Origin of the sequence: Erythrobacter sp. SDW2, assembly GCF_021431965.1 — a bacterium.
In the GTDB taxonomy this organism is placed as follows: domain Bacteria; phylum Pseudomonadota; class Alphaproteobacteria; order Sphingomonadales; family Sphingomonadaceae; genus Parerythrobacter.
Genome location: NZ_CP090370.1, coordinates 823801 through 840766, shown reverse-complemented (window position 1 = coordinate 840766; position 16966 = coordinate 823801). Strand labels below are relative to the sequence as shown.

20 protein-coding genes and 1 tRNA gene are annotated in these 16966 nt (G+C 63.8%); 9 read left to right on the top strand and 12 right to left on the bottom strand.

The annotated features are described in order from the left end of the window. Together LY632_RS04115 and LY632_RS04110 are read right to left on the bottom strand one after the other, a co-directional pair. Window positions 1-2172, bottom strand: coding sequence for a TonB-dependent receptor (locus LY632_RS04115; protein WP_234092540.1), 2172 nt, complete (start codon window positions 2170-2172; stop codon window positions 1-3). 180 nt (window positions 2173-2352) lie between these two features. Beyond that, window positions 2353-2427 (bottom strand) — tRNA-Gly (locus LY632_RS04110). A 215-nt stretch (window positions 2428-2642) separates the two neighbouring features. On the opposite strand from LY632_RS04110, the gene LY632_RS04105 reads away from it, so the two are divergent. Both LY632_RS04105 and LY632_RS04100 read left to right on the top strand, forming a co-directional pair. Then, complete coding sequence (locus LY632_RS04105; RefSeq protein WP_234092539.1) at window positions 2643-3563, top strand: tetratricopeptide repeat protein; 921 nt, start codon at window positions 2643-2645, stop codon at window positions 3561-3563. A gap of 11 nt (window positions 3564-3574) precedes the next feature. Then, the gene (locus tag LY632_RS04100; RefSeq protein ID WP_234092538.1) at window positions 3575-4180 is read left to right on the top strand and encodes an LON peptidase substrate-binding domain-containing protein; all 606 of its coding nucleotides are present in this window, start codon (window positions 3575-3577) and stop codon (window positions 4178-4180) included. A 120-nt stretch (window positions 4181-4300) separates the two neighbouring features. Here the strand turns inward: LY632_RS04100 and LY632_RS04095 are convergent, their stop codons facing one another. The 5 genes from LY632_RS04095 to argB all read right to left on the bottom strand — a co-directional run bounded on the left by LY632_RS04095 (window position 4301) and on the right by argB (window position 7852). Next, on the bottom strand, window positions 4301-4924 hold the full coding sequence (locus LY632_RS04095; RefSeq protein ID WP_234092537.1) for a MarC family protein: 624 nt from the start codon (window positions 4922-4924) through the stop codon (window positions 4301-4303). Further along, entirely contained in the window at window positions 4921-5628 is a 708-nt protein-coding gene (locus tag LY632_RS04090) for a hypothetical protein (protein WP_234092536.1), read from the bottom strand. Before LY632_RS04090 ends, LY632_RS04095 begins: the two co-directional genes overlap by 4 nt. A 36-nt stretch (window positions 5629-5664) precedes the next feature. Further along, window positions 5665-6558, bottom strand: coding sequence for a bifunctional methylenetetrahydrofolate dehydrogenase/methenyltetrahydrofolate cyclohydrolase FolD (gene folD / locus LY632_RS04085; RefSeq protein ID WP_234092535.1), 894 nt, complete (start codon window positions 6556-6558; stop codon window positions 5665-5667). Next, window positions 6555-6848, bottom strand: a complete 294-nt coding sequence (locus tag LY632_RS04080; RefSeq protein ID WP_234092534.1) for a YggT family protein — start codon at window positions 6846-6848, stop codon at window positions 6555-6557. The genes folD and LY632_RS04080 overlap by 4 nt, the downstream gene beginning before the upstream one ends. 98 nt (window positions 6849-6946) lie before the next feature. After that, on the bottom strand, window positions 6947-7852 hold the full coding sequence (argB, locus tag LY632_RS04075) for an acetylglutamate kinase (protein ID WP_234092533.1): 906 nt from the start codon (window positions 7850-7852) through the stop codon (window positions 6947-6949). Between the two features lie 97 nt (window positions 7853-7949). Here argB and LY632_RS04070 point away from each other — a divergent pair, with 97 nt between their 5' ends. Beyond that, entirely contained in the window at window positions 7950-8480 is a 531-nt protein-coding gene (locus LY632_RS04070) for a thermonuclease family protein (protein ID WP_234092532.1), read from the top strand. A gap of 46 nt (window positions 8481-8526) precedes the next feature. Here the strand turns inward: LY632_RS04070 and LY632_RS04065 are convergent, their stop codons facing one another. Beyond that, entirely contained in the window at window positions 8527-8769 is a 243-nt protein-coding gene (locus LY632_RS04065) for a hypothetical protein (protein ID WP_234092531.1), read from the bottom strand. 90 nt (window positions 8770-8859) lie between these two features. After that, on the bottom strand, window positions 8860-9795 hold the full coding sequence (locus tag LY632_RS04060) for a sulfotransferase domain-containing protein (protein WP_234092530.1): 936 nt from the start codon (window positions 9793-9795) through the stop codon (window positions 8860-8862). Window positions 9796-9998: 203 nt separating this feature from the next. Here LY632_RS04060 and LY632_RS04055 point away from each other — a divergent pair, with 203 nt between their 5' ends. Beyond that, complete coding sequence (locus LY632_RS04055) at window positions 9999-10151, top strand: hypothetical protein (RefSeq protein WP_234092529.1); 153 nt, start codon at window positions 9999-10001, stop codon at window positions 10149-10151. Window positions 10152-10230: 79 nt separating this feature from the next. Beyond that, window positions 10231-11076, top strand: coding sequence for an SDR family NAD(P)-dependent oxidoreductase (locus LY632_RS04050; RefSeq protein WP_234092528.1), 846 nt, complete (start codon window positions 10231-10233; stop codon window positions 11074-11076). Window positions 11077-11094: 18 nt separating this feature from the next. Here the strand turns inward: LY632_RS04050 and LY632_RS04045 are convergent, their stop codons facing one another. Beyond that, on the bottom strand, window positions 11095-11349 hold the full coding sequence (locus LY632_RS04045) for a YdcH family protein (RefSeq protein WP_234092527.1): 255 nt from the start codon (window positions 11347-11349) through the stop codon (window positions 11095-11097). Between the two features lie 38 nt (window positions 11350-11387). Between LY632_RS04045 and LY632_RS14355 the strand changes: the two genes are divergently transcribed. The 3 genes from LY632_RS14355 (at window position 11388) to LY632_RS04035 (ending at window position 12756) form a co-directional block, all read left to right on the top strand. Continuing rightward, window positions 11388-11873 (top strand): SEC-C metal-binding domain-containing protein, encoded by a 486-nt coding sequence (locus tag LY632_RS14355; protein WP_370636555.1) that lies wholly within the window; start codon window positions 11388-11390, stop codon window positions 11871-11873. 19 nt (window positions 11874-11892) lie between these two features. Next, window positions 11893-12246 carry an endonuclease domain-containing protein gene (locus LY632_RS04040; RefSeq protein ID WP_234092526.1) on the top strand — a complete coding sequence of 118 codons (354 nt, stop codon included), beginning with the start codon at window positions 11893-11895 and terminating at the stop codon, window positions 12244-12246. Window positions 12247-12462: 216 nt separating this feature from the next. After that, complete coding sequence (locus tag LY632_RS04035) at window positions 12463-12756, top strand: hypothetical protein (RefSeq protein ID WP_234092525.1); 294 nt, start codon at window positions 12463-12465, stop codon at window positions 12754-12756. A gap of 302 nt (window positions 12757-13058) precedes the next feature. On the opposite strand, the gene LY632_RS04030 is transcribed toward LY632_RS04035, so the two are convergent. Both LY632_RS04030 and LY632_RS04025 read right to left on the bottom strand, forming a co-directional pair. Continuing rightward, window positions 13059-14384 (bottom strand): AAA family ATPase, encoded by a 1326-nt coding sequence (locus LY632_RS04030; protein WP_234092524.1) that lies wholly within the window; start codon window positions 14382-14384, stop codon window positions 13059-13061. A gap of 5 nt (window positions 14385-14389) precedes the next feature. After that, entirely contained in the window at window positions 14390-15454 is a 1065-nt protein-coding gene (locus tag LY632_RS04025) for a ribonucleotide-diphosphate reductase subunit beta (RefSeq protein ID WP_234092523.1), read from the bottom strand. A gap of 253 nt (window positions 15455-15707) precedes the next feature. On the opposite strand from LY632_RS04025, the gene LY632_RS04020 reads away from it, so the two are divergent. Further along, on the top strand, window positions 15708-16952 hold the full coding sequence (locus LY632_RS04020) for a diguanylate cyclase (RefSeq protein WP_234092522.1): 1245 nt from the start codon (window positions 15708-15710) through the stop codon (window positions 16950-16952). The last annotated feature ends 14 nt before the right edge of the window (window positions 16953-16966 follow it).

Genomic DNA, 16966 nt, shown 5'->3' with positions numbered 1-16966 from the left:
CTAGAAGCTGAAGCGTGCGCTGGCCTGGATATTGCGTCCGGTCAGCGGCACGAATTCCTTGGTGAAGCTGGCGTGGCGCCGGGCGTCGACGTCGAACAGATTCTCGGCCTTCAGCAGCAGAGTGACGTTGTTGTTGCCGCGCAAGGGCCGCCAGGCGATCGAGGCGTTGACCAGGGTAAAGCCCTCGGTCGCGCTTTCGAACGGGGCGGTCTTGTCCTGACCGTCGAACCATTCGACTTCGCCGCGCACATTGAAGGCTTCGAAGTCTGCCTCCAGCGCGCCCATCAGGCTGAGCGGGGGAATGCGCGGCAGCGGCGTGCCGTCGGCCAGTTCGGCCTGCACATACTCCCCACGCAGATCGGCGGTGAGGCGTAGCGGACCGGTGTCGATGAGCGGGAACTCGACTTCGCCTTCCAGCCCCCAATAGGTGGCATCGGCCTGCAGATATTCGAACACCGGCAGCTCGTCTTCCTCAAGGCCGGTTTCGCTGAGATAGATGTAGTCATCGAACCAGTTCTTGAAAGCGGCCACACTGATCGTGGCGGGGCCGAGGCGACCGCGGACGAAAGCTTCGACGCCCCACGCGCTTTCCTTGCCTAGCGTAACGTCGCCGACTTCAAACGCCTGGGTCGCGATATGCGGGCCGTTGGAGAACAGCTCTTCGGCGCTCGGCGCACGTTCGGCACGGCTCCCGTTGAGGCCGAAGCGCAGGCCATCTTCGGTCTCGTGGGCGATTCCGATCGCGCCCGACAGGGTATCGAAGCTGCGGGTAATACCGAGCGTGGGCGCGCGGACATCGCTGGTCTCGAACCGACCGGCTAGCTCGAATTGCACCGGACCGGTTTCGAATTCCTGCAGGGTAAATACCGAGAACTGGTTGGTGACGTTCTTGGGCACATAGGCTTCTGCCCCGAAGGCGTCGAAGTCGCGGGTATAGTACTGGATTCCGGTCGACCCACCCCAGCCGCCCTTGCGGTTCTGGATCAATTCCGCGCGGGCTTCGAGGCCCTGGACATCGAACACGGTGCCGACTTCATCGCCTTCGAATTCGGTGTGGGTGTAATCGCTGAAGCCCGCCCGCGTGGCGAGTTCGCCGAAAAAGCCTTCGCCCAGATCGAGCGAGCCGCGCAAGTCGGCACGGAACTGCTTGAGGCCGATCGAGACCGATTCCTCGCCCTCTTCGTCAGCCGCTCCGGCTTCGCCTTCCTCACCATGGTGATGGCCCGCACCGGGCCGGATCGGAATGCCGTAGAAGCTGTCGTACCAGCCGACGGCAAAGCCAAGATTGCTCTCACCGGCGAACAAGGTCAGCCCGGCATTGGCGGTCCACGTCTCTGTCGCGGTGCCCGGCACCGTGCCGCGCTGGTTGGCGGCTTCGCGCAGTTCGTCCGCCTCGTCGAATTCGCCTTCGGCCTCTTCCTCGTCGGCATCGGCCAACAGGTCGGCGCGCAAGTCAGGCGCGACAGCGAAATCCGGGATCTCCATGTCGTTGGTGGTGCGGTACGAGCCGCTGGCGTGGAGGGCGAACATCGAGCCGAGCGGAAAATCGACCGACAGCCCGCCCTCGCGCGCATCGAGCGCGGTGTCGGCGCGGACCAGCCCGTCGATATGGATGTCTTCTTCCGGCATCCGGCGCGGGATCCGCTTGTCGATGACATTGACCGCCCCGCCGATGGCCTGGCTGCCATAGAGCAGCACAGCGGGACCGCGCAGCACCTCGATCCGTTCGGCGGTGAGCGGATCAATGGTCACCGCATGGTCGACCGAGGTGTTGGACGCGTCGATTGCTCCGAGCCCGTCGACCAGCACACGGACACGATCCCCCGAGAAGCCGCGCAGCACCGGGCGCGAGGCACCGGGGGCAAATCCGCTGGCGGTGACGCCGGGCAGCTTGACCAGGCTTTCGCCGATGTTGGCTTCGATCGAGCGTTGCAGCTCGAACCCTTCGACCACCGATGTGCCCGCCAGCACGTCGAGTTGGGTCAGTCCTGCAGCGGTCACGACGATCATCTCGCCATCGTCGCCCCGGCGTGTATGCAGGTCATCATCCGGCTGCGAACGGACACTTTCGGGCTGCTGTGCGTCCTGCGCCAGCACGGGTTGCGAGGCGATGGCCGTGGCGAAGGCGAGCGTGGACACCGCAAGGCGGGAAAGCGGGGCGGTACGTGTCATGGGCGCGATCTCTTTCAATTCTGTTTGATTGCCTCGTGGGCCGGGGGATGAACATCGTACGATGCGTAATGTTACACCGTTACATTTCCTGGGGGCGCAAAAGCACCCCGCTCGCGCCGACGCAAGCGAAATCTCGATGAAACGAGATCGCTGGGAGACGAATGTCTTGTCTGCTGGAAATGGAGCGGGCGAGGCGATTCGAACGCCCGACCCCAACCTTGGCAAGGTTGTGCTCTACCCCTGAGCTACGCCCGCTCACTGACGTTCCGCGATGCGGCTTAAAAGCCTTCCATCGCCGGGGAAGCGCGCGGTTAGCAGCGACCTCGCGCCCCGGCAAGGGGAAAATTCGATTCTTCGCACACCACCGCTTCGCCCTTCACAAATGCGGCTGAAGGCCCACATTGCGCAGGCAGCGAGTCGCGCCCAAAGTGGATGGCGCGCCGAACCAAAGGGGAAGATTCTTGGCCAGCATGGGTCTCAGCATCGAAGAACAGAAGGCCGTCGACCGGTTCCGCAAGGATGTGGTCGAACCCTCGATGACCAGGCTGGTGGTGCTCGATTTCTGGGCCGAATGGTGCGGCCCGTGCAAGGCGCTGGCCCCGACACTGGAAAAGGTCGCGGCCGAATATGCCGACAAGGGCGTGGTGCTGGCCAAGATCAATGTCGACGAGGAACAGTTCATCGCAGCGCAGTTCCAGGTCCGCTCGATCCCGACAGTCTACGCCATGTTCCAGGGCCAGCCGGTGGCCGATCTGACCAACGCCCGGACCGAATCGCAGCTCAAGCAGATGCTCGACCAGATCCTCGCCCAGCTGCCAATCCAGCCGGGAGCCGAAGGCACCGAGGGCGCAACGCAAGGCCCCTCGCCCGAAGAAATCGAGCAGTTCGTTGCCATGGGCGAAGAAGTGCTGGCCGGCGGCGACAACGAGCGTGCGGCGGGCATCTTCCAGCAGGTGATCGAATTCGCGCCGACCAATGCCGCGGCGATGTCGGGCAATCTGCGCGCACTGATCGCCATGGGTCACAGCGAGGAAGCGCAAGCCATGCTGGCCGACATGCCGGAGGATGTGGCGAAGGACCCGGCCATCGAGCGGGTCAAGGCTGCGCTGGAGCTGGCGGCCAACAAGGTCGACGACAGTGAGCTGGCGGCGCTGCGCGACAAGGCTGCGGGCGGCGATATGGACGCGCGCTTTGCCTATGCCGAGGCCGCTTTCGCCGCAGGTGATCGTGATACCGCAGCCGACGAACTTCTTGCGATGTTCGAAGTCGACCGCGAATGGAACGAGGGCGCGGCACGGACCAAGCTGCTGCAGATCTTCGAAGCCGTCGGGCTGGAAGACCCGTGGGTGGTCGCAACCCGCCGCCGCCTGTCCAAGATTCTGTTCGGGTAAGGACGCGCAGCATGCGCCTCTCCATATTCCCCCTTTCCGGCGCGATCCTGTTTCCAGGGCTGCACCTGCCGCTGCATATCTTCGAGCCGCGCTACCGCTCGCTGGTCGGCGATGCCCTGGCACGCGACCGGCGGATCGCGATGATCCAGCCGCAGGAAGCGGTCGAAGGCGCGCCGCTCTATACGGTGGGCTGTGTCGGCAGGATCGACGAGATCGAGGCGCTCGATGACGGGCGCTACAACCTCATCCTCGAAGGCGAGAGCCGTTTCCGCCTGCTGCGCGAACTCGATGTCCAGACCCCGTTCCGCCAGATCGAGGCCGAACTGATCCCCGAAGACGGCGACCAGGTGCTGAGCCACATCGAGCGCGCCGGGTTCGAGCACGAGGCGCGCCGCTTCGCCGATGCGCAGGGTTATGCGGTGGACTGGGATTCGGTCCAGAACCTCGACGACCAGACCCTGATCAACGGCGTCAGCCAGATCGCCCCGTTCGACCAGGCCAGCAAGCAGGCGCTACTCGAAGCGCCCGACCTTGCCGCGCGCTGCGAACTGCTGATCCAGCTAATGTACTTCTTCGGCCGCCGCGATGGCGACGATGATCGGGTGACTCTTCAATAGCCTCAAGCGCCGGCGCCGACCTCCGTCGGCTTGGCTGTCCTCCGGGGGCCCGACCCCTGCGGGGCCACCCCTCCGGGCGGCCGGTCGGCCTTGCGGTCGCATTGCGACCGTTTCCAGCCCCTAAATCCCGAAGCTGTTCTTGAGCCCGTCGATCACATATTGCGCGGCCAGTGCTGCGAGCAACACGCCGAGAAGGCGAGTGATGACCGCCTCGACCCGGTCGCCCAGCACACGGATCAGCGGGCCGGCGGCAACCAGCGCCGCGGCGGTGATCAGTAGCACCGCGCCCAGAGCACCGAGCACCACCAGCCGCCCGTTCCAGTGAGGCGCCTCGTTCATCAGCAGCATGATCGCCGCGATCGCTCCGGGACCTGCCAGCATCGGCATGGCCATGGGGAAGACCGAGACGTCTTCGATCTCCGGCGTGGCGGCGATCTTCTCGGCGCGTTCCTCGCGGCGCTGGGTGCGCTTTTCGAACACCATGTCGAAGGCGATGAAGAACAGCATCAGCCCGCCGGCAATGCGGAAGCTGTCGAGCTCGATATGCAGCGCGGCCAGCAATTGCTGCCCGAACAACGCGAAGATCAGCAGGATGATCGAGGCGATCACCGTGGCACGCAAGGCCATGCTGCGCGCCTGCGCGGGCGAGGCGCCCTTGGTCAGTCCGGCATAGATCGGGGCGCAACCCGGCGGGTCGATCACCACGAACAGGGTGATGAAGGCGGAGATGAAGAGTTCGGTCATGGCTTGGTCGTGGGGGCAGCCACATCGCTGGTGAGTGCCACACTCCATTGGGTTCCGGACCAGATCGAGACAATGAGCTTGCGCGCCCGATCCTGCGCGACACGCATGTCCCACTTCAATCGTCCATCATCCGACACGCCGGAAAACTTCTTCTGCGTGGGCTGCTCCGGGTAAGGAATAGTTTGGGCGGGCTGCAGGCTGCAATCCGCCACTGTGCTCTGAACGATATCCGGCTCCGCGAGCGGCTCTGCCAGCACATCGCCCTGGTCGAGCACCCATTTGTACTCGCCGTCCTGCTGCCGTTCCCAAACCCTGGTGAAATAGCCGAAGCTGCCGTCGGGCCGCTGCCACGCGCCCTTGGTCACCGCCATCGACCCGTCGCAGCTCATCCAGACCTGGTGCGGCTGCCATTGCACGGCCTCCGCCGGGTCCTTCTGGTTCGCCAGCCAGTCGCGGGCATTGACCGGTTCGGGCACGAACATCACCGCATCGTCGGTCGCGAATTCGCGGAAAGCGGTCCACTGCCCTTTCTCGCGCGCGAGGCGAGCGAAGGCGAGTTCGGCCGCGACGATCTTGCCCGGGCTCGCGTTGTTCGGCGAATTTGCCAGCGCATAATCGATAAATCCGCGCGGGGTGCGGGGCGGGCCGCCGGCGCAGGAGGCGAGCAGGGCGGCAAGGGCGACGGCGGAAACGGCTTTCAGCATTCGCTCCCCCTAACCCTTCGCGCCGAACTTGTAAGCCTAAAGCTCTGCCGGAACCGCCAGCCCCGCATTGCGATGCGCCGCCACCAGCGTGTTCCTGAGCAGCACGGCAATGGTCATCGGGCCGACCCCGCCCGGAACCGGGGTGATTGCGCCCGCTACTTCGCTGGCACCGGCATAATCGACATCGCCCACCAGCCGGCCCTTTTCCGCCCCCGGCTCGGGCGGCAGACGGTTGATCCCGACATCGATCACCGTCGCCCCGGGCTTGAGCCAGTCGGGCTTGACCATCTCGGCCCGGCCCACGGCAGCAACGACGATATCGGCGCGCCGGACGACGTCGGGCAGGTCGCGGGTGCGGCTGTGGGCCACGGTGACGGTGCAATTCTCGGCCAGCAGCAGCTGCGCCATCGGCTTGCCGACGAGGATCGAGCGACCGATCACCACCGCATCCATCCCGGAAAGATCGCCCAGCCGGTCCTTCAAGAGCATCAGCGAGCCGAGCGGGGTACATGGCACGAGCCCCGGCAAGCCGAGCGCGAGCCGCCCGGTGCTGGTCGGGGTCAGCCCGTCGACATCCTTGTCCGGGCTGATCCGCGCGACCACGGCCTGCTCATCGAGACCTTTGGGCAGCGGCAGTTGCACCAGGATACCGTCGACTGAGGGATCAGCGTTGAGACGGTCGACCAGCGCCTCGAGGTCGCCCTGCGACGTGTCGGCGGGCAGACGATGCTCGAAGCTCGCCATGCCGCAAGCGACCGTCTGCTTGGCCTTGGAGGCGACATAGACCTGGCTCGCGGGATCATCGCCCACCAGCACCACGGCGAGGCCCGCCTTGCGGCCCGCCTGCGCCTCGAAGCCCGCGGCCAGCTCGCCCACCCGCTCGCGCAGTTTGGCGGCGAAGGCCTTCCCGTCGATGATCGCTGCGGTCATGCCGTCGCCGTGATCACGTTCCAGAGGATGATCATCACCACTTGCAGGCCGATCAGCAGCACCAGCGGTGAGAAGTCGATCGCGCCGGTGCTCGGCATAACCCGCCGGATCGGGGCCAGCACCGGTTCCAGCAGCGAGTTGATCGACTGATAGATCGCCACGATGAACTGGTTGCTGGTATTGATGACGTTGAATGCCAGCAGCAGCCCGATGATGAACTGCACGATGATCAGCATCACGAAGACGTTGGTGATGACCTCGAGGATCTGGTAAATTGTGTAGAGCAGCAAAGCTTGCTTACCTTTCGAACCGAGTGGGGCAGTCTTGGCAGGACCCTACCCGAGACCGCGAGGGTGTATCAACAATATAATACGCTTGGTACCCTGCTTCAATCTTCCGCGCGGATCAGCGTTCCCGCGCCGCGCGCGGTGAAGAATTCCAGCAGCATGGCATGCGGCACCCGCCCGTCGAGCACCACCGCCGCCTCGCATCCGGCCTCGACCGCATGAACGCAGGTCTCCAGCTTGGGGATCATCCCGCCTTGAATCGTGCCGTCAGCCTTGAGCGCGGCGATCTGCGCGGGGGTAAGATCGGTCAGCAGCGTGCCCTGCTTGTCGAGCACGCCCTGCACATCCGTCAGCAGGAACAGCCGCGCCGCGCCCAGCGCCGCCGCAATCGCGCCGGCCATGGTATCGGCATTGATGTTGTAGGTGTGCCCGTCCTCGCCCGCGCCGATCGGCGCGACGATGGGGATCATCCCGGCGGCCACCGCGGTATCGAGGATCGTGGTATCGACATGGCTCGGCTCGCCGACAAAGCCGAGATCGACCACCTGCTCGATATTGCTGTCGGGGTCGCGCGTGGTCCGCTCGACCTTGCGCGCCGTCACCAGCCCGCCGTCCTTGCCCGAAATCCCGATCGCCTTGCCGCCTGCCCCTGCGATCCAGCCGACCAGTTCCTTGTTGATCGCGCCGGAGAGGACCATTTCGGCCACTTCGGCGGTGGCCTTGTCGGTCACCCGGAGCCCATCGACGAAAGTGCTTTCGACCCCCAGCTTCTTGAGCATGGCGCCGATCTGCGGCCCGCCGCCGTGGACCACCACCGGATTGATGCCGACCGCCTTCAGCAGTACGATATCCTCGGCGAAATCCTTCGCTGCCTCCGGATCCCCCATCGCGTGGCCGCCGTATTTGACCACGAAAGTGCGCCCGGCGTAGCGCTGGAAATAGGGCAGCGCCTCGATCAGCACTTCGGCTTTTGCCAGCATGTTGGGTTCGGTCGCGCTATCGGCCATTGCAGGTCCTCGTTGGAGACGCGCCGCGCCTAGCGCAGGCGTGGGAAATAGGGAAGCGCGCGATGCAACCCGGTCAGCGCTGGTGTAGGGGCGGCGCATGGCCGTGATCCGTCCCCCGCAGTTCGACCGCAAATGGCAGCGCCAGCGACGCTGGTCCGCCCGCTCGCGCGCGCTGCGGCCGTGGCTGGTGGTCGCCGCCATTATCGGCGTGAGCTTGTGGCTCAGCGGGATGCCGACATCGCTGCGCAACGCCACGCTGACCGAGGCGAAGTTTTCGCTCTGCGGGGTCCACGACACCGGGGCCTGCGTCATCGATGGCGACACCATTGCCTATGGCGACCGCCGCATCCGCCTGACCGGCTTCGACGCGCCCGAGCTAGACGGGACGTGCGAGGACGAGCGGCTCAAGGCTCGCGAAGCACGCGGTGCGCTGCTCGCCTGGCTCAACCGCGGGCCGTTCTATATCGACGGCGGCGACGACCCGGCGCACGACAAATATGGCCGCGAGTTGCGCGCCGCGTGGCGCGTGACCGGCGGCCGCGACGAATGGCTGAGCGAAGAGATGGTCGCTCAGGGCCTGGCCGAAGACAGCAGCTGGGCCAGTTCCCGCGTGGAGTGGTGCAGATAGAGAGCCGGTTCGGCGCGCCCTGCTGCGATTCCCTGCGGAAGCGGCCTCACTCGGTGCCGGGTGCTTTCTCTTCCCTGCCCGCGGCAGGCGTGGCATCCGGCGGAATATTCGTCATTTTCACGTCCGGCGTGTCGACCGGCACCGCATCGGGATCCGGCGTGGTCGCGATCAGTTCGCCGCCGCTCTCGTCGGTCGCATCGACTTCGTAGGTCGGCTCGGCGGGTTCGGAACAGGCGGCAAGGCCCATCAACAGGACGGCGGGCAGGAGGGCTGGGATCGGCGGTTTCATCGGCATTCTCCGGTTGCGTCGCCGGCGGGGTCCGGCAACCCCGGACATCGTAGCCCTCCCGGCAGGGCGGGCGCAAGGCGGTACCGGGATTCAGACCTCCGGCCCCATCCGCTCGTCCAGCTCCCTGCCGAGCGAGGCGAAATCGGCATGCCCGGTCACCGGCGCAACACGTTCGGCCCAGATCGCATCGAGCCGTTCGGCGAGTGCTGGCGGCAGCGCCTCCGCCCTGCTTCCCTCCGCCTGCACTTTGGTCGAATCGCTGTCGGCCGGGATGCCGAGCCGCTGTTCCATCAGGGCGCACATCATGGCGTCGTCGAAGCGGTCCTTGTGCGCGTGCATGAACGTGCGCGAGCTCATCTCCTCGACAATATCGACCTGCGCCGTATCGAGCGCCAGCTCGAGGAAGTCCGCCAGCCGCCCGATCATCGCCCGTCGGTTCTTCGCCGCCCAGCGGTAGGACGCGACCAGGCTGTCTTCCTCATCCCGCCGCGCCCACCAGCTTAGCAGGTGGGTCCAGTAGTCACAGCCGCCCGGCCCCCCGCCCATGAACAGCGGCCAGAACTGCTCCAGCGTCAGCGCGCCGCTCTCGATGTGCCAGCCGTCGAAAAAGCGGTAGAACGAGACGTAACATTCCCTCGGATCGCGCAGCGTCACGACATAGCGCTGCCCCGCCGGTAACCGCTCATATTCGCGGTGCGACTTGAAGCCGCGCGGGGCGGCACGCTGCGGCATGGTCATGTCGAGATCGAGCATGAAGGCGGTATCTTCCCACGGGGTCATCCGGCTGATGTCGTCGAAGGCCATGTCGCCCGCGCCGGTGGCGGCGACCATGCGAATCTGGTGGAACATCTGCTGCATCATGGTGGTGCCGCTCTTGCCCCAGCTGGTGATGAAGACATCGCGGGGCGATCCTTCGGGAGGTGGCGCCCAGCTGCGATGGTTCGGCCGGTCGCCTTCCATCAGCGCGCCCATGTTGACGATCATCTCTTCCGGGCTGTGCGCCCGCCGCCCCAAGCCGCCTGCCATATCCCGCCCCTTATCCGCCGTAGGAGCGACCCTTGCAGCGGATGCTGGCACAACTGCGACCAAAGGCCAAGCAAAGCATGGGGAAAGAGCAAGTACAACGGGATAGCGCGGCGCGGCAAACGTGTTACAAATCCTGCAAATATCGGGCGCATTCCGGTCGCAGCCCAACGCGCGACCGTTCAATTGGCAGCATGGAGACTGGCATGACCGCTCACGGAAACGATATTGGCAAGAGCAAGGGCGAACGCCGCGGTGGCGACCGGAGGGAAGGTGACCGTCGCAAGGCCGACCTGCCTTACGACGGGCCCGAACGCCGCAAGCATGAACGCCGCAGCGGCGAGGATCGACGAGACTAGCCCACCCCCGGACACCTGCGTATGCGGCATTGCCTGCGTCGCCCTCGCGGTCCATGCAGCAGCCGGAGGGAGAAGCAACATGCAGCAACTCGAAGGCAAGATCGCATTCGTCACCGGAGCGGGGTCCGGGATCGGGCTGGGTATAGTGCAGGCGCTGGCCACCGCCGGGGTCAAGGTGATGCTGTGCGACATCGACCAGCTCGCGCTCGACGACGCGGTGGCAGGCCTCGCGGGCACCAACGCGGATGTCGCGGGGGTGCGTGCCGACGTCAGCCTCAAGGAAGAGTTGCGCGGGGCGGCCGAAGAGACCATCGCCCGCTTCGGCAAGGTCCATATCCTCGTCAACAACGCCGGGGTCGGCGGCGGCGGGGGCTATGGCGACTGGACCGATGCGAGCTGGAACTGGGCGCTGGGGGTCAATCTGATGAGCGTGGTGTGGGGGATCGAGATCTTCGGCCCGCTGATGGAACGCCACGGCGAAGGCGGGCAGATCGTCAACACCGCCAGCATCGCCGGGCTGATCGCCGCGACCGGCCCGTCCTACAACGTCACCAAATACGGCGTCGTTGCCTTGAGCGAGGGCCTGCGGGTCGATCTCGCCCCGCGCGGCATCGGGGTTTCCGTGCTGTGCCCGGGCTTCATCCGCACCCGGATCATGGATTCGCGCCGCAACCTGCCCGAACGCTTCGGCACGATCGAGCAGGTCAGCGAGGATGCCGACGCGCCCGAACTGGTCCAGCAGGCCCGCGCCGCGATCGAGCATGGAATCGACCCGCGCTATGTCGGAGAACTGGTGCGCGAGGGGATCGAGGGCAATTGGGACTACATCTTCACCGACACCCAGTTCGAACCCTACATCGAGGCGCGCTTTGCCAATATCAAAGCCGGGTTCGACCGCATCCGCGACCGCGTGCCCCAACGCTGACGGCGCGGGCGCGCCGCGTCAGGCGGCGGCGCGGGCCCTGGTGACGGTGGCGGTCATCTCGTCCAGCAGGCCCAGCCGCTGGCGCTTGAGCTGCTCGGTGCGCTCGTCGCTGGCCGCGTCGACCTCGGCCTCGATCCGGTGCACCTCGCGGTTCACTGCGTGATACTCCTCCGCCAGCCGGGCGAAACGGGCATCGTCCTGCTTGAGCCGGGTGAGCAGGTCGCGATCGCGCTTGAAGACCTCGGTAAGCTCGTTGGGGGTGTGCTGCGACATGAAAGTGCCTCTCCTGCGGCGTGGCTGGTGGAGACACCATGCGGCAGGAAAGGCGGCGCGGCTTTGAGCTGGATCAAGTTTGGGTGGGGTTGCGCCCTTGCCTGCGCCCGTCCGGCGCGCTAGGCGCGCCGCCCTCAGCCAAGAGAAGGAGGCGACCATGCCAAAGCATCACGACCACGATGCCCTCCCCTGCTTTCGAGCGGACGTCCAAGCGGCGTAAGGGCTTCCCCAGCGAGACGAAGGTCAAGCGCGGGGTTCGCAGCATCAAAGGCGGCGCGATCGAACTGCTCGAGAAACTCGGGCGCGAAGACCCGTGCCCGTGCGGTTCAGGGAAGAGGTTTCAAGCGCTGCTGCCTGCGCTCGGGCCGGTTTCGACGGGGCCGAGCGGCGGGATTACTGGCGGTGAGAACCGTGCGCGCCGCGCCCACCCCCCGGCCCCTCCCGCAAGCGGGAAGGGGGAAGATTGCGCCAATATCGACGCAACGGAGCTTCAACGTCCCCCTCCCGCTTGCGGGAGGGGTTAGGGGTGGGCAAAAACACCCTATGCCCGACTGGCAACCCCGCAACACCAGCCGCGCGCGCGAGCTGCGCAACGCCGCCACCCCGGCCGAGCGGCGGCTGTGGGAATTTCTCGGGCGCTCGGGCCTGGGGGTGAAGTTCAGCCGCCAGATGCCCGTCGGCCCGTGGTTCGCCGATTTCCTCTGCCGCGAGCTCAGGCTGGTGATCGAGCTCGACGGCCACAGCCACGATGTCGATCCCGACCGCGACGTCCGCCGCGATGCCGACCTCAAGGCGCGCGGCTACCACGTACTGCACTTCACCAATGCCGATGTGATGCAGGATGCAGAGGCCGTAGCCCGCGCCATCCAGCAGGAGATCGAAAAGCTGCGCCGCTAGGTCCCTCCCGCCCGCAGGAGGGAAGCGAGACTTGGCGGCTCTGCCGCCTAGCCGCAGCAGGGCGGGCAAAGCGACGTGAGTGGCCCCGCGCCCACCCCTAACCCCTCCCGCAAGCGGGAGGGGGACCTTGTTGTACCGTTAAGTAAGGAATGGGACCCTCTTCTCCCCTCCCGCCCGCGCGGAGCCGAAGGCGTTCCGAAGGAACAGCGGCCGGGGGTGGGCCACGCGCCAGCAGTCAGCCAGCAGCGCCAGCTATGGGCGGTGAATGTCAGCTGGCACGAGAGGCCGGAGCGGCGGATGGATTGCTACGCGGTGCCGATTGGCCCGCTGCGAAGATGTGTTCATAAGGCACTTAGAAACTTCAACCTTATGTGGTCAACCAAAATTCCGCAGCAAACTTCGAACAACTCTAACGTTCGAAAACGAGCCATCTCTGAAATTGACAATTTTGCATTTCTTCCCAACCAAATTTATATCTCGCGCATCGGCATGCAAATCAACATCGCCTGAGACCAAGATCTGCGATCGGCCAATCTTCAATATAGCAACGACATGGGGATCATCTGACTTGCAGGACGGTGACACTTCATTTTGTGTCGCTTCTACCTGACTGGACGGATAAACGAAGAGTCGGCCGGCCGCGCTCCATTGCGCCAAAAGATTCCGAATATTCGTCCTCCTTAGTTCAGTCTGTAGGTGTCCCCCACTCTCTACTATCCCACCAGATCGCACCCAATTAATCAGAGCACGACTAGTGTCACAACCCGCGGCTGCGAGGCCATTTGCCGCATTTGCGTCAATCACGATAGGCATTAGAACCCGAGAACGCGCTCTTGCTCGCGGATGAAGAAACTCCTGTATGCTGCGGGAGCGCCGATAATATTCCCTTGTCCGTCCAAATTTAATTGATGAACAGCAACCTCCTCAACACCTGGCTCCAGAAACACCATGTTTACCAAATTTGAGTTCAGCCGCCCCTCCCGCACCTCAATTCGAAGTCGATCGATTAAATGATCGCTATGGGTTTCTGCAATGACGACCCCGCGTGAACTCGCCGCTACATACTCGGCAAAAATAGTCCCTAGCTCTGCCTGAGCTCGTGGATGCAAGTGCACTTCAGGCTGTTGGAGCAGTAGAGCTGATTTGCTACCCTTGTGATTAATTATGTCTGCAAATATTGGTAGAGATTGACTCACTCCATAGCCGACGTCCGCGATTGGCGTAGAGCGTCCGCGCACAGTTACCTTCAACTGGAAAGGACCAGAGTCCTGTTGTGTAAGCTTTTTCACATCTAGTTTGCTGAAAAGTCCCGACTGCTTACCCATTCTATTAAGTTCACGATTGAGCTTTACCCATCTTTTCTTATCCGATCTCTTAATTTTACTCAATTCATGCGGAGCGCTCTCGCCCCTCTCAATGGAAGAGTCGTCAGATGCGGTATAAACCTTTCTCGGAACTGATCGCACAGGCGGGGTGGCAACCACATGATGGTTGTCGGACAGAAAAGCATCGTAAAGACTTGCGAAAAATTGTATCTTCTGCTTTTCGATTGAGCTCTTCTTCTCTTCGTCAGCTCTAAACCGCAGCCCCATGAGAAGATAAAATGAATTCTGAAGGCTGACCGCGGAGTTTGCCGATCCTTGTCCAAACATATTGGGCTGCGACATCTCGGAACGAAATTCGCCAGAGACTATTGTAACTCGCATAACGTCATCGAAGCGAACATCCATTTGATCTTCTTCACACTCCAGACGGACACTTGAGAGAACGGTGTCGCCATAGTTTGATTTGAAGAAGAAAGTAGTTTTAACTAAATAGTCTCTCTTGTCATTTTCATGTGGATGCGGAAAATATCGAGCATCGGCCAACCTAACATACTTTTCGATGCACAAAGAGAAGCGCTTGGTTGTCGAAATCTCTCCAGACTGATGAACGATGTCGTCATATGGCCCGAGATCGAATGGATAAACGTTGAAGAAAGAACTGGCGGGAGAGCGGGAGAGCTCGAGGCTGAATCGAAGGGCTGCCATTAACGATGTTTTGCCTGAACTGTTTTCGCCAACAATCAGTGTGAGCGGGCGAACCTCAATGTCCGGTGTCCTCGCGAAACATCGATAGTTGCTTAGTGAGAGTTTCAATCACCCTACTCCGCCGCCACACTCCCGCTGGCCGTCTCACCAAACATGTCCGGCCCCTCGTCAACCGCAGCGTCTTCCTCGTTCGCGGCCTTGGCTTTCTGGCGCTTGTCGAAGCTTGACCACACGTCGTTCCAGTTGCCCTTGGTCGCGGCCTTGGAATATTCGGTCGCGCGGGTTTCGAAGAAGTTGGCGTGTTCCACCCCGTTGAGCAGCGGGGCGAGCCAGGGGAGCGGGTGGTCCTCGATCATGTAGATCGGCTGCAGGCCCAGCTGGCCCAGGCGCCAGTCCGCGATGTAGCGGATATAGCGCTTGATCTCCTTGGCGCTCATGCCGCTGACGGGGCCCATCTCGAACGCCAGGTCGATGAAGTTGTCTTCCAGCCGCACGGTCTTCTGGCAGATGTCGATGATGTCTTCCTTGACCGCCTTGGTCAGGCAGTCCCGCTCGCGCACGAATTCGTGGAACAGGCGGACGATGCCTTCGCAGTGCAAGCTCTCGTCGCGGACCGACCAGCTGACGATCTGGCCCATGCCCTTCATCTTGTTGAAGCGCGGGAAGTTCATCAGCATGGCGAAGCTGGCGAACAGCTGCATCCCTTCGGTGAAGCCGCCGAACACCGCCAGCGTGCGGGCGATATCCTCGTCGGTATCAACCCCGAACTGCTGCAGGTAATCGTGCTTGTCCTTCATCTCCTCGTATTCGAGGAAGGCGCTGTATTCCGCCTCGGGCATGCCGATGGTGTCGAGCAGGTGCGAGTAGGCCGCGATGTGGACCGTTTCCATGTTGGAGAAGGCCGCGAGCATCATCTTGATCTCGGTCGGCTTGAACACGCGGCCGTAATGTTCGTGGTAGCAGTTCTGCACCTCGACATCGGCCTGGGTGAAGAAGCGGAAAATCTGGGTGAGCAGGTTGCGCTCGTGCTCGGAGATCTTCTGCGCCCAGTCGCGGCAATCCTCGCCCAGCGGTACTTCTTCCGGCATCCAGTGGATCTGCTGCTGCCGTTTCCAGAACTCGTAAGCCCACGGATATTCAAAGGGCTTGTAGGTCTTGCGGGCTTCGAGCAACGACATCTTGTGTCTCCAACGGATCGGCGTGAATTTCCAACATAGGAATCACATCGGTGATTCGATAGCAAGCCCGGCCGAAAGTCGGGGTCTTTTCCACCCCTTTCGGGGGCCTTCGGACAGGCCGCTTGCGGGGGCCGATACAAACCCCGCCTTAACACATTTCTGCGACAGATTCCCCCTGACTTGTCGCCGGCCGGATAGGGCAGACATCCCCGCGTGCGGCAAGCGGATTTGCAACAGGATCGCCTTTCGTTCGATGACCGCCGCCCCGTCCATGCCGCGCCGCACTCCGCTGGAGGAAGCGGTGGAGCTTGCCGTGGCGCAGCGGTCGCGCGTCGCGGCCTGGCCCAAGCTGCTGCGCGAGGCCTATGCCGAGGACCGGCGCGACACCGGACGGCGGGAGCTGCGCCACCTGCAGATCGTCGGCCTGCTCGTCACCCTGCTCTCGATCGCGCTCGATTTCCTGATCATACCGGACAACATGGCGCGGGGGGCCTTGCTGCGGGCCTTGCTGGTGATGCCGGTGGCAGCGATCAGCATTGCCTTTGCCCGCAAGATGCCGCTGGGGCAGCTCAAGCTGGCGGTGGGCTACACGCTGATCGCCTTCGCGGCGATCGTGGTCCACCTCGCGGGTTTCGCCGACCCGGCGACGGCGACGCGCTATACCATGTCGACCACCTTGATGCTGGCGATGGCGCTGATGCTGCTGCCCTACCAGCGCGAAGAGTTGGTCGTGTTTGCCGGGGTCTACTGCCTGGCGGTGCTGGGCGTCGGCATGGGGCCGCAAGCCTTGCCTCCGCTGCTCATGCTCGAGCATATGGTGATGACGCTGCTGGTCGGCGGGGCGGCGCTGGTGATTGCGGTGCGCCACAGCGAAACCGCGGCGCGCAATTTCCTCTTTGGCCTGCGCGACAGCTTCACCCGCGCCGAGCTGGAGCAGAATGTGCGGATCCTGCGCGAACTGTCGGAAAGCGATGCGTTGACCGGCCTAGCCAACCGCCGCTCGTTCCGCAGCAGCTTCGACAACCGCTTTGCGGCATCGACGCGCGCACCGGGGCTGTCGGTCACGGTGATGATGATCGACCTCGATCACTTCAAGCGCTTCAACGACGAGTTCGGCCACCAGGCCGGCGACCGCGCGCTACGCCATGTCGGGCGTTGCCTCGAGGCCGGCTTCAGCGGCGTCGATGGCATCGTCGCCCGCTTCGGCGGCGAGGAGTTCATCGCCGCCTTCCACTCCGTTTCGGTGGCCGAGGCCGAGCGCCTCGCCGAGGACGTGCGCGGCGCGATCTGCGCGCTCGATATCCCGGTGCGCGACAATCTGTCCCAGCGCATCACGACCAGCATCGGCCTCGCCTCGGCCGGACCGGAGGCCAAGGTCGACCTTGGCGAACTGACCGCCCGCGCCGATCGCGCACTCTATCGCGCCAAGAGCGACGGGCGCAATCGGGTGGTGTCTTCCGAGAAAATCGAACTGCGGATTGACCGCCTCGCCGGTTAGCGGCCCATTATCTT

Excerpts from the sequence above, each read along its gene's own strand:
- LY632_RS04070 (WP_234092532.1), top strand. The coding sequence starts at position 7,950 with ATGGCCGTGATCCGTCCCCCGCAGTTCGACCGCAAATGGCAGCGCCAG.
- LY632_RS04100 (WP_234092538.1), top strand. The coding sequence starts at position 3,575 with ATGCGCCTCTCCATATTCCCCCTTTCCGGCGCGATCCTGTTTCCAGGG.
- LY632_RS04105 (WP_234092539.1), top strand. The coding sequence starts at position 2,643 with ATGGGTCTCAGCATCGAAGAACAGAAGGCCGTCGACCGGTTCCGCAAG.
- LY632_RS14355 (WP_370636555.1), top strand. The coding sequence starts at position 11,388 with ATGCGGCAGGAAAGGCGGCGCGGCTTTGAGCTGGATCAAGTTTGGGTG.
- LY632_RS04045 (WP_234092527.1), bottom strand. The coding sequence starts at position 11,349 with ATGTCGCAGCACACCCCCAACGAGCTTACCGAGGTCTTCAAGCGCGAT.
- LY632_RS04115 (WP_234092540.1), bottom strand. The coding sequence starts at position 2,172 with ATGACACGTACCGCCCCGCTTTCCCGCCTTGCGGTGTCCACGCTCGCC.
- LY632_RS04040 (WP_234092526.1), top strand. The coding sequence starts at position 11,893 with ATGCCCGACTGGCAACCCCGCAACACCAGCCGCGCGCGCGAGCTGCGC.
- argB (WP_234092533.1), bottom strand. The coding sequence starts at position 7,852 with ATGGCCGATAGCGCGACCGAACCCAACATGCTGGCAAAAGCCGAAGTG.
- LY632_RS04060 (WP_234092530.1), bottom strand. The coding sequence starts at position 9,795 with ATGGCAGGCGGCTTGGGGCGGCGGGCGCACAGCCCGGAAGAGATGATC.
- LY632_RS04050 (WP_234092528.1), top strand. The coding sequence starts at position 10,231 with ATGCAGCAACTCGAAGGCAAGATCGCATTCGTCACCGGAGCGGGGTCC.
- LY632_RS04095 (WP_234092537.1), bottom strand. The coding sequence starts at position 4,924 with ATGACCGAACTCTTCATCTCCGCCTTCATCACCCTGTTCGTGGTGATC.
- folD (WP_234092535.1), bottom strand. The coding sequence starts at position 6,558 with ATGACCGCAGCGATCATCGACGGGAAGGCCTTCGCCGCCAAACTGCGC.
- LY632_RS04025 (WP_234092523.1), bottom strand. The coding sequence starts at position 15,454 with ATGTCGTTGCTCGAAGCCCGCAAGACCTACAAGCCCTTTGAATATCCG.
- LY632_RS04055 (WP_234092529.1), top strand. The coding sequence starts at position 9,999 with ATGACCGCTCACGGAAACGATATTGGCAAGAGCAAGGGCGAACGCCGC.
- LY632_RS04020 (WP_234092522.1), top strand. The coding sequence starts at position 15,708 with ATGACCGCCGCCCCGTCCATGCCGCGCCGCACTCCGCTGGAGGAAGCG.
- LY632_RS04090 (WP_234092536.1), bottom strand. The coding sequence starts at position 5,628 with ATGCTGAAAGCCGTTTCCGCCGTCGCCCTTGCCGCCCTGCTCGCCTCC.
- LY632_RS04065 (WP_234092531.1), bottom strand. The coding sequence starts at position 8,769 with ATGAAACCGCCGATCCCAGCCCTCCTGCCCGCCGTCCTGTTGATGGGC.